At 59.9% G+C, this 10,686-nt stretch carries 4 protein-coding genes and 4 pseudogenes; 6 read left to right on the top strand and 2 right to left on the bottom strand.

Translation table 11 applies throughout. The features are described 5' to 3' along the window. Positions 1-290, bottom strand: a 290-nt coding sequence (locus X771_RS1000000168990) for a hypothetical protein (RefSeq protein ID WP_210164669.1), incomplete at its 3' end; no start/stop codon positions are given. A 264-nt stretch (positions 291-554) separates the two neighbouring features. Continuing rightward, the gene (locus tag X771_RS1000000169945; protein ID WP_348625482.1) at positions 555-3,434 is read right to left on the bottom strand and encodes a Ulp1 family isopeptidase; all 2,880 of its coding nucleotides are present in this window, start codon (positions 3,432-3,434) and stop codon (positions 555-557) included. 1,168 nt (positions 3,435-4,602) lie between these two features. Between X771_RS1000000169945 and X771_RS135855 the strand changes: the two are divergent. The 6 genes and pseudogenes from X771_RS135855 to X771_RS0135630 form a co-directional block, all read left to right on the top strand. Continuing rightward, a pseudogene (locus X771_RS135855) lies at positions 4,603-4,981 on the top strand (type IV secretory system conjugative DNA transfer family protein); the annotation flags it as partial. Between the two features lie 170 nt (positions 4,982-5,151). Further along, positions 5,152-5,339, top strand: a pseudogene (locus X771_RS1000000169645) (type IV secretory system conjugative DNA transfer family protein); the annotation flags it as partial. 751 nt (positions 5,340-6,090) lie between these two features. After that, positions 6,091-8,625 carry a two-component system VirA-like sensor kinase gene (locus tag X771_RS135860; protein WP_031203453.1) on the top strand — a complete coding sequence of 845 codons (2,535 nt, stop codon included), beginning with the start codon at positions 6,091-6,093 and terminating at the stop codon, positions 8,623-8,625. Positions 8,626-9,557: 932 nt separating this feature from the next. Continuing rightward, the gene (locus X771_RS1000000169640; RefSeq protein WP_023679698.1) at positions 9,558-9,749 is read left to right on the top strand and encodes a hypothetical protein; all 192 of its coding nucleotides are present in this window, start codon (positions 9,558-9,560) and stop codon (positions 9,747-9,749) included. Positions 9,750-9,941: 192 nt separating this feature from the next. Beyond that, positions 9,942-10,375, top strand: a pseudogene (locus X771_RS01000000165675) (PfkB family carbohydrate kinase); the annotation flags it as partial. A 189-nt stretch (positions 10,376-10,564) separates the two neighbouring features. After that, a pseudogene (locus tag X771_RS0135630) lies at positions 10,565-10,686 on the top strand (transposase); the annotation flags it as partial.

Raw genomic sequence — 10,686 nt, 5'->3', positions numbered from 1 at the left:
GGTTCGTCCATTTGCTTTTGCAACCGAGCCCACCTTTCGGCCACCGCGGCCTCGCCAACCGCGGAGGGCGTCTCCTCAGCCCTGGCGAACGCTGGCCCGGCAGGCGCCGCCGGCACAGAACGAGCATGGTCACGCAACTCGAACGGTGCGAGGGGATTCAGATCAACCACTGACGAATCCGGCGCATCATGATGGCGCGCCCTTGAGTGACCCGGCTGCAGCACCGAGGCACCCAGCATCGACCCACTGCCTCCGGTATGCGGTGCCAGGTGCTCGTCCCCCAGCATCATGGGCTGCGCCTCCCATGGCAATGCACCCACTTGATGGGTGGGGGCCTGCATCAGCACGCGAGCGCCTGAATAGATCGGAAGAGCACACGTCTGAACNCTGCAGCACCGAGGCACCCAGCATCGACCCACTGCCTCCGGCGTACGGCGCCGCGGCGTGTTCTTGTCCGCTCCCTTGCATCATGGGCTGCGCCTCCCATGGCAATGCACCCACTTGATGGGTGGGGGCCTGCATCAGCACGCGAGCGCCTGAATTGCCGATCTCGCTCAGCTGCTTAGCTTTCCCAGGGAGCTTCTCTGGCCGACCCAATGCCTTCTGCGGCCCGCTGTGCTGCGCAGCGGCGTCCCCAATGGCACGAGCCTCCATGCCGACTGCGTCTTCCGGACGAGCAGCAAGGGCAATNGCTGCGCAGCGGCGTCCCCAATGGCACGAGCCTCCATGCCGACTGCGTCTTCCGGACGAGCAGCAAGGGCAATTTCGCGCCCGAGTGCGGCGTACGGCGGGAACTTCCGGAGATGAGCTAGTGCACTGATCCACCGGTTACCACTGGAGTCCAAATAACGCCTGGCATCTTCATCCAGCGACCCCTCGTAAAGCCGAGCCGCAATCCCCGGCCTGTTGTTTTCATGCAGGTATTGACTGAAACGTCTAAGAGTAGCCGCATAGTCCTGAGTGGTTTTGGGATTCGGCCCGGTCGCAGGCTCTGCCTCGTACTTTTTGATGAGAGCCGCTTTGTAATCTCTGATGAGCTCGGCGTCGACAGGGTCGGGATTCAGGGCAGCGCGGCCCACCATTGGCGCTCCGCCCGCCGACTCTTTGAGACGACCCAGTGCTCTAGCCACGTTCGAGGAGCCACTCTCGCGCTGGTACTCCTTGAGATCCTGATCCAGCAACGGATCGTCAAGCCGAGCAGCAAATCCCGGCTTGTTATTATCAAAGAGCCAACGACCAAAGCCGAGAAGAGAGTTTACATGGTCCGTGACCGTGCGCTCCCCGATCTTACCGGCATAGAGTGCTGACCGCAGCCCTTCGACAACGGTCGCATCGTTGGAATAAAGAGGACGCTTGTCGCGACCGGAGACCACTACTGGAGGATCTGGCTGCACCGCCGCCGGCATAGAACGAGCATGGTCACGCAACTCGAACGGTGCGGGGGGATTCAGATCAACCACTGACGAATCCGGCGCATGATGATGGCGTGTTTCCCCGGGAACAACGTCCCGTACGAACACCGAGTCTGGGTTGCCTTGGTCCGGCGCGACTGGAGCCAGGGCTCTGTCGTGTAACGCTCGCGCTGACTGGCCGAGCCGCTTGATCCGCTGGTGAAACGTCCCAACGGGGCTTTCCTTAACCGCGTCTCGCGCCTGTCGGTCCATGAGTTCAAAGTTCGTGAGATAATTTGCCGTTCCAGATGTATCGTCACCCATGAGTCGGGTTTGTAGTGCCTGCCGATTGACGACGAGGTTGTTGAGGTTCAGGTCTGGCAGGTCTGCCAGGTCTGGCTGCCATCTTTGCAATCGCCCAACCAGCGCCCGCGTGCCGTCCACCACGTAGACTCCGCAATCCCACTCGTTGCTCTGCTGGGCGATGCGGGGTAAGTCCACGCGGGTCTCCAGGCTGGCGCCCAGCCTTTCTGCGAGGTGTTTTGCAAGCTTGTCATGCCATCCGCTGACGGAGTCATAATGATAGGCAACCGGCCGTTCCCGGTCGCTGCGATCAACGAACAGCAGCGACCAATGTTTGCCGCGCTCCGCAAGAGTCTTACCGCCATCGCTCACTGGCACGAACAGGAAGTCGGCTGTGTCGTTACCGTTCTGATTATGGACGATGCGCTGGAATGCGCTTAGCTTGTCGCTCTCGGAGCCCAAGCGCAGATGATAATTGGCTACGAGGGGATCCACGAACCGCGTCCGGGCGGCGAGTTCTGGATTGTTCCCCTGCAACTCCTGCTCCAGGAGCTGGTAATCCCTGTGGATATGTTCGTCGCCTAGCAATTGCAATGCGCCGAGCACCCGCCCGCTGGGGTCGCCGAAAACACCAAAAAACCCTTCGACCGCGGGGGACATCCCCTCAGGAAAGAGCTCTGGCGAGGCGGAATTCCCCGCCCGCAAGCTGGGCGGAGCGAATTCCGGTGGCCTCAGTGGCACCTCCTCGCTTGGTAGCAGGTTGCTCCTGTCCTGTGCAGCGATCCGCTCGTCCGGCGCGCGCTGGTCGCCGTCGCGCCAGATCAGGGGACGAAAGGACTCTGCGGGATCCGAGGCTTGGTGATGGTGCCCAGTTGGTACGAAAGACGATGGCAGAACAGCGGCGTCTTCATTAGCTTCCCCAGGGAGCTTCTCTGGCCGACCCAATGCCTTCTGCGGCCCGCGGTGCTGCGCAGCGGCGTCCCCAATGGCACGAGCCTCCATGCCGACTGCGTCTTCCGGACGAGCAGCAAGGGCAATTTCGCGCCCGAGTGCGGCGGACGGCAGGAACTTCCGGAGTTGAGCTAGTGCAATGATCCTCCGGTCACCACTGGAGTCCTTATAGCGCTTGGCATCTTCATCCAGCGACTCCTCGTGAAGCCGAGCCGCAATCCCCGGCTTGTTGTTTTCAACCAGGTATTCACTGAAACGTCTAAGAGTAGCTCCATAGTCGTGAATGGTTTGGCGATTCGGCCCGGTCGCAGGCGCTCCCTTGTACTCTTTGATGAGAGCCGCTTTGTACTCTTTGATGAGCACGGCGTCGGCAGGGTCGGGATTCAGGACAGCGCGGCCCACCATTGGCACTCCGCCCGCCGACTCTCTGAGACGACGCATTGCCACAGCCACAGTCGAGGAGCCACCACTGCTCTCGTACTCCTTGAGATCTTCATCCAGCGACTCCTCGTGAAGCCGAGCAGCAAATCCCGGCTTGTTATTTTTAAAGAGCCAACGACCAAAGCCGTAAAGAGAATTTACATGGCGCTTGACCGTTTCCTCCTTGGCCTTACCCGCGTAGAGTGACCTCAGCCCTTCGACAACGGTCGCATCGTTGGAATAAAGAGGACGCTTGCAGCCGCGACCGTCGGAGACCACTACTGGAGGATCTGGCTGCACCGCCGCCGGCACGGGGGAACGAGCATGGTCACGCAACTCGAACGGTGCGGAAGGATTCAGATCACCCACTGACGAATCCGGCGCATGATGATGGCGCGCCGTTGAGTGACCCGGCTGCAGCACCGAGGCACCTAGCATCGACCCACTGCCTCCGGCGTACGGCGCCGCGGCGTGTTCTTGTCCGCTCCCTTGCATCATGGGCTGCGCCTCCCATGGCAATGCACCCACTNAGCATCGACCCACTGCCTCCGGCGTACGGCGCCGCGGCGTGTTCTTGTCCGCTCCCTTGCATCATGGGCTGCGCTTCCCATGGGGCCGCGCCTTCGATGAGGCTCAGGTCTCCCTGAGACGGATGAGGATGGAACGGGTCTGGCAGAGCCGGAACGCCGGGGGCGGGAATTTGGGCAGCGGCTTGGCGCGCCTCGCCCGAGCGCTGCTCAAAGCCCTCTTGCCCGGCCTGTGCCGCTTGCTCTTGAGATGCCGGGGGCTGCACCTGCCGCCAACCTGTTACATTGGATAGGTCAAATTTGTGCCGGTTCACGCTAGCCTCACGTCCACAGATCAGCTGAGCAACCTACTCGGGCATACTTACGAGAAGCTGACGAGGTCCGCGGTCCCGGAGCGGGTAGGCCTAATTTTCTGCGCGCCGATTGCGCTGGCGCGACGTAGCCCGGCCTTTTGCCAGCTCGGCAGCTACGGCTCGCAAAGAGCGTCGTAAGGCTTGCGGAGCCGCCCCTCAGCTCCCGTCGAGGAGCAATCCACAATTCACATATTTGGAGATGGCTCGCTGGTTTACCGGTCTGCGAGCCCCTGCAAGCCCATGCTTCAGATGCCGCCCGTGCAGAGGTATTTCATTTCGAGGTAGTCCTCGAGGCAATGGCGGGAACCCTGCGTCAGCGGGAGCGTCAGCTACATAGTCGATAACACGCGCTTTTTACCTCGGTCTCGGCTCGCAAAGATGGATTGCTAACGGCGAACTCATGCTGGTCGGCAAGGCGATACTGGCTGGAGCATCAACTCGGCCGACGAGAGTGGCCACACCATCCTAGACAGGATCGGCCGATATGCCCGGCATCGCCGCTCTGCAAAAAGCACAGCGGGCATCCAGACGTTGCCGGGTTGACTATGGGTGTCCGAACCGCGAAAAGAGGCCGCTCTTTATGAGTGGCGTGCGCTGGCAGTCTAACCCCAAGCCCCCCGCCCGGGCTGCCGGCGCGCTTCTAGGAACATCGAGGTAGATGACGAGACTCCGAACTACATTTCCAAAGCTATCGGTGGATTCACATTTCAAGCCCAATCGATTTCCTACAGCCAGGCGCGAACGTTCGATTGGAACATTCAGAATTCACATCAAGGTGCACCGCTATTGCGTTCCCGAACAGGTTCGGCTGCTCGATGACGACTACGAGATTGTTCTCATCAAAGGTCTGCCACCATTAAAATTGAGGAAGGTGCGTTACTTCTCGGATCGCATTCTGAAACGCATCTTTGAACGCCAGACAGGCGCCCTCCCGGAGCCGGCGCCCTTGACGGGAGCAGAGGAGGCGCTCTCCGCCGGATCTCAACTCGATGACCCGCTGTGTGAATTGGCGCAGGACTTTGACGATACAGTTTGATGTGAGGCTGGTGTGGACCCCGCGAAAAAATCCATCCCGTGTAACAGCTTTGTAGCAGGTGCAGGACGCCGGTTTGGAAGAGGGGCAAGCGGGCCAAGCCCGGCGAGTGGGCTTTGAGCAGCACGTGTCCGAGGCGCTCCGGCCGCTGTTCGATGGTCGAGCTGACGAGCCGCCNGCTCGATGACGACTACGAGATTGTTCTCATCAAAGGTCTGCCACCATTAAAATTGAGGAAGGTGCGATATTTTCGGATCGCATTCTGAAACGCATCTTTGAAAGCCAGACAGGCGCCCTCCCGGAGCCGGCGCCCTTTGACGGGAGCAGAGGAGGCGCTCTCCGCAGAATCTCAACTCGATGACCCGCTGTGTGAATTGGCGCAGGACTTTGACGATACAGTTTGATGTGAGGCTAGTATGAACCCGCGAAATAGTAATCCATCCCGTGTAACAGCTTTGTCGCAGGTGCAGGACGCCGGCTTGGAAGACGGGCAAGCGGGCCAGGCCCGGCGAGTGGGCTTTGAGCAGCACGTGTCCGAGGCGCTCCGGCCGCTGTTCGATGGTCGAGCTGANCCGGCGAGTGGGCTTTGAGCAGCACGTGTCCGAGGCGCTCCGGCCGCTGTTCGATGGTCGAGCTGACGAGCCGCCTACCGGTCCAGATGAGCTTCTGCGACTGGAAAAGGGGTTTCGCGAGGTGCTTCAGCGAGGGCAGGATCATCAAGCCGCCTCGTCTTTTTTCAGCGATCCAAGGATGCCCGCTGGACGGGATGACCCCAAGGGAAGCGTGTCGGACGCTTTCGCAGCAGCCGGCTCTAGGCACGCCGGAGTTGAGGCCGCCGCCCCGCCAGTGTTAGCTGCCAGCCAACAGCAGATCCGGCCCTCGCCAGTTGCGTTTGACCGACCGGTATCATCCTCGGCTGCTGCAGGCGTGCGCTTGTATGCCCCTTCGATGATCTCTCGGAAGACCAGTTCCGAAAACTGCGATCAGTTGCCCGCCTTGTGCTGCCGCCTCGCCGTCGAGGTCGAAACGCCCGCGAATCAATGGAAGGTCAGCGGGCCATGGGGGCAGAGTGCAACGGCGTCTACACCGCCTATTTGAGGGGAGAGGTACACTTGGCTTTCCTGTTCCAGCAGCATCCGGCCGCACACCGACGCGATGGGGAGCTAGAATTCAAATCGGACCTTCGCAAGGCACGCACCGCGGATCAAACGCCGTTCGTTTGGGAAAAATGGCTCAGTACCGACAAAGCTTCTGTAATGGCCCTAGTGGCCTCGGTCGCGCTCTTGGTCGCGATACAGTGGCAAGACCCCCAGATCAACGAGGCGGTCCTAAGCGAACTGCGGACGATTCAGATCAACTACGCATTGCTCCAGCGAGACGTCGCCCGCGCAGACATGGTATTGGACTTCCGTTCCGTTGCTTCTACCGGGCAAGCATTAAAAAGGAACCTTCAAAACTACCAACGCCTTGTTGAGATCTCGCCCAATGAGAGCTCCGGGGTGCACTCCAGGTTGGTTGCACAGCTCAAAAATTCCCTCGAAAACACAGAAGCTGCCATCTCGGCCTCGGCCGCGCAAAATGAGCTTCTGCAAAGCTCTCTGGTACGCTTTGCTCGCTCGGCTAATCGCCTTTGGGGGGGAGTGTCGAACAGGCCTGAATTTTCCAATCTGATCCTTCAATTTTCGGCCAGACCGGGATTCAGCCTCGCATTACAAATCGATCAGTCTCTCCGCCGACTTCCTCCTAGCCAGGACCAAGTCACGGAGGATGTTGCCCGCGAGGGCCGCGCTATCCTGTCCTCAATGTTGAGGTTGGACCGCGCTGTCAATCGGATCCCATCCTTCGACACGTTCGCCAAGGCTGCCGAATTGGAGCGAGAACATCTGAAAGCCTACAGCTTCGCCAGCGCGCAAGCGCAGCGTACACGACTTTTCTTTGGCTTGGTGTCCATATGCCTCTGCTTGTTTGCGACCATTCGAGCCTCCACGCTGCATGTGCGGACGAACCGGTTGGAAAGGCGGTTAGAGCTTGAAGCGGCGATGAGTGAGATCGAAGCTTGTTTCATCGACAGTCAAGCAACGAAGGCTTCGCGGCGCTTCTCCACCGAAGCAGCGCTTAGACTCATTCAATGCGTTTTCGATGCCGATCAATGCGCGCTTGCTCTGGTGGATCCGAGTATCAGCAGGAATACCGAGTACTTTGTCGCGAACAAGCGCATGCGCGTCTGGAACGCCACGCTAATCCATGAAGTCGTCTCACTTGTACACCCGGAACAGCCAGTGTTTCGCGTCGTTCCGGCGTCGGAAGTGGTTCGGACTGCCGTAGGCACTACCGGTGTTTGTCAAATTGTTGGTTGCAGGGCCTCCGATCAGCAGGCTGCGGTTTGTATCCTTGTTTTTGAAGGAGATCGCTCACCACCCTCCGCAGACGACCTCCTGGTTCTGGCGAGCGCTACTGTGCGTTTAGGCAACCATCTTGAAATGCAACGTGTACACACGGAACGTAACCTTTTTGAGAGTCGATGGGAGCATGCGGAAAGGCTGACGGCTGTCGGCACAATCGCAAGCGGCGTTACACATGAATTCAATAATGTTCTAGGAGCAATAGTCGGCTACGCAGAGATGGCTAAAGGTCTTGTGCGCCGCCCCTCGAGAATTCGGGGCCACATCGGCCAAATTATCTTGGCCAGCAACCGAGCCAAGCTGATTATTGATCAAATTTTGTCACTAAGCCGAACTCGGAAGCGCGTGACGATGCCTTTCGACGTCTCGGAGAGTGTAATGGATCTCGCGCCATTGCTGCGGGTTACACTTCGTGCGGATGTTCAGTTGAACTTCAAGATCAACGAGTGGCAAACGGTGATCGAGGGCAGCCCGACCGAGATACAGCAAATCCTTATGAATCTATGCAAGAACGCGTCGGAGGCTCTCTTGAATGAGGGCCGTGTCGAGATTAGCGTTTCTCGCGCTCACGTCTGTCAAACGAAGCCCGTGGCTAAGGGCACCTTGAAACCGGGAGATTACGTTCTCCTCTCCATCAGCGACGATGGCCAAGGAATCGCAAGTTCGGTGCTTCCGCACATCTTTGAGCCCTTTTTTACCACGCGCTCTCGCGTCGGCGGGACCGGACTGGGTCTTGCTGCGGTGGACCGCCATGTGAGCGCGCTCGCAGGATGCCTTGACGTCACCTCGGCTGTTGGCCGAGGTACACGCTTCGATCTCTACTTACCGGCCTGCGCTGAGGAGCAGGTCAGAGCTGATAGCGCTTCCGGTCCATACGATGGATCACTTGGCAATGGAGAAATCATTGCAGTCGTGGAGTCCGATCCAGCAGCGTTGGAGATCTACAACGATAAGATCGCCGCGCTTGGTTATAAGCCTGTCGGCTTCGCGACCTTCGAAAGTCTTTGCGACTGGATCGAGAGCGGGAAGGCAGCCGACCTCCTAATTTTCGATCAAGCGACTTTCCTCGGGCCAGGACAGCCCGAAGCCGTACGTACCACCCTGATGACGGTGCCCATCATCGTCGTTGGTGGAAGCGACCCCATGCCGATCACATCTGGTAATCAGACCTTCGTCCTTTGGCTAGCCAAACCGGTCTCGTCCAGGACGATGGAGCATGCAATTCGTAGGATGATAATGGCATGATGCCGCCGACGCGCTCAGGCTACCGAGCTACCGAGGCAATCGGAGGCGGAGCCGGCTGGGATCCAGCAAATACAAGAGCGTCGGACGATCTCTGCGCACCCGGCTCATGGCGAGTTCCCCTCGGACACTGTCGTCGGCTTCCGCCCAAGGAAGGGCTCCCCGACCACAGCAAACCTGCCGCCGTGCTCGTAACCGTCAAGGACAAGTCGCCGCGCGATGGGGTCTGCGGGCCTCCATCCTTGACAAGTCACTGCGCGCTGGCGGCGACAGGCGACGGGTAATATAGGGTCGGGACGAGGAGATGGTCGCCAATCGGTCATGCAAGATGGTTGACGAAAAGCAAAGCTTGACAATCATCGCCCCATTCACGCCAGACTTCTCCTGTGCGCTCATCACTCGGCTACGCCTCCTCGCCTGCCCCGACAAGGCTATCGCGCCCGGCCGGGCAAGCGATGTCCCAGGTTCCGACGTGTTCCTTTCATGCTTGATGGACCTAGGCCCCGGCAGGGCGGGAGCATGAGGCTGGGTTCTCGGTCGCGGATCTGTGAGGCAAGCACGGGGTAAGCGAAGGCTCGACCCACCATTGGGGAGGCCGGCTTCGGCACGGAGGTGCGGCCTCGGCGTTGAGAGGCATCGGATCGGGTGTAGCAGGACTTTCGAACTAACTGCCGACAACACACTGGATAGGCTGTTCTCGTCGTTCGGTCCAGTTCACCAACGCCTGTGTCGACATTTTACGGCGCTTCACTACTCAGCGCCGCGCCCGTGAGCGCCAGCGAGTGGTCGTCGGCGGGCTCGATGGCGCTATCAGGTCGGGGACTCGACCTCTATGATCATCACCGACTTAATTCAAATTTGTCTGTATATATTGACGATTGCACCACCTTCACCTCGTAAACGGCAATGCGGGCGGATGGAGAGGGTTCTATGATATGACAAGCGATTTTTCCGCCGCCCGAGGGCATTTAGATCGAGCGTATGACTACCTTTGTGGGGATGACCCGATGAGTCAAAGGGGCCGAGAAGCCTTGGATCTGCTGATTGAGGCGGTTGCCGTCGAAGAGTTCAAGCAGCCACGCCAAAGCGCGGAGGTGCTAAGGTTTCCGATCGGGCGCCGCTGCTGAGGTAATCTCCACGGCCGCCATGTAGCCTCAGGTGGCAGGGACTCGCCGCCCCGTGAGGGCCGGGAACGAACGCATTGGCAAAAGGAAAGCCCACTTGCCAGACCCGCGCCCGGCCGGCGTGGTAAGAAGGCCGGCGGGTTCCCAAGCGGAGACATTGACGCCGGACTATGACGTTCTTTGCATCGGCAATGCAGCGCCGGCAACACCGCCGCTGGCGTAGGCAGCTTCGGCGGGCGCGCCGCCTTCTTCGGCAGGTGTCGAACGACGCGCTCGGCGAGATCTACGCCCACGACATCCACGCCCAGGGCGTCGCCTTCGACACCGAACCGCTAGTGGGACAACCACCGACGGCATGCTCGATGATCTTCGTAACGCCCGATGGCGAGCGCTTATCTCGGCGCCTGCTTCGAACTCGGCCCGACGATGTCGAACCGGACAAGGCTTCGGGCACCAAGGTCACTTATTTCGAGGGCTATCTGGGGGACCCGCCGCGCGCCAAGCAAGCGATCCGGCAGACCGCGCGGCTGGCGCATGCCGCTGGGCGCGAAGTGTCGATGAGGCTGTCGTATTCGTTTTGCGTCGACCCCTACCGCGACGAGTTCGTCGAGCTGATCCGCTCCGGCACGGCAGCAGCAGGTCGTCTGGATCGCCGGACTATCCGGGTGAGTACGTCGGGGTAGTGTGCTGAGAGTTCTGCAAATTCGCTGAGGGGGGGCCGTCATGGCAGGCTGGTGATTGTTCACGTCACCGATTGCCGCGAAGGAACGCCACCATGACAAGACTGAAGTTAAGACCGCCAGCGCTGCCGTCAAAGCAAGGGCATCGGGTTGGTCGTGTCCGACGATCACGCCGGCATGGTGGCAGCGATCGGCGAGGTGATCCCCGAAGCCGCCTGGCAACGCTGCTACGTGCACTTCCTCAGGAACGCGCTCGATCA

This window comes from Mesorhizobium sp. LSJC269B00 (assembly GCF_000502815.1).
In the GTDB taxonomy this organism is placed as follows: domain Bacteria; phylum Pseudomonadota; class Alphaproteobacteria; order Rhizobiales; family Rhizobiaceae; genus Mesorhizobium.
This window is presented reverse-complemented; position numbering and strand designations above follow the sequence as displayed.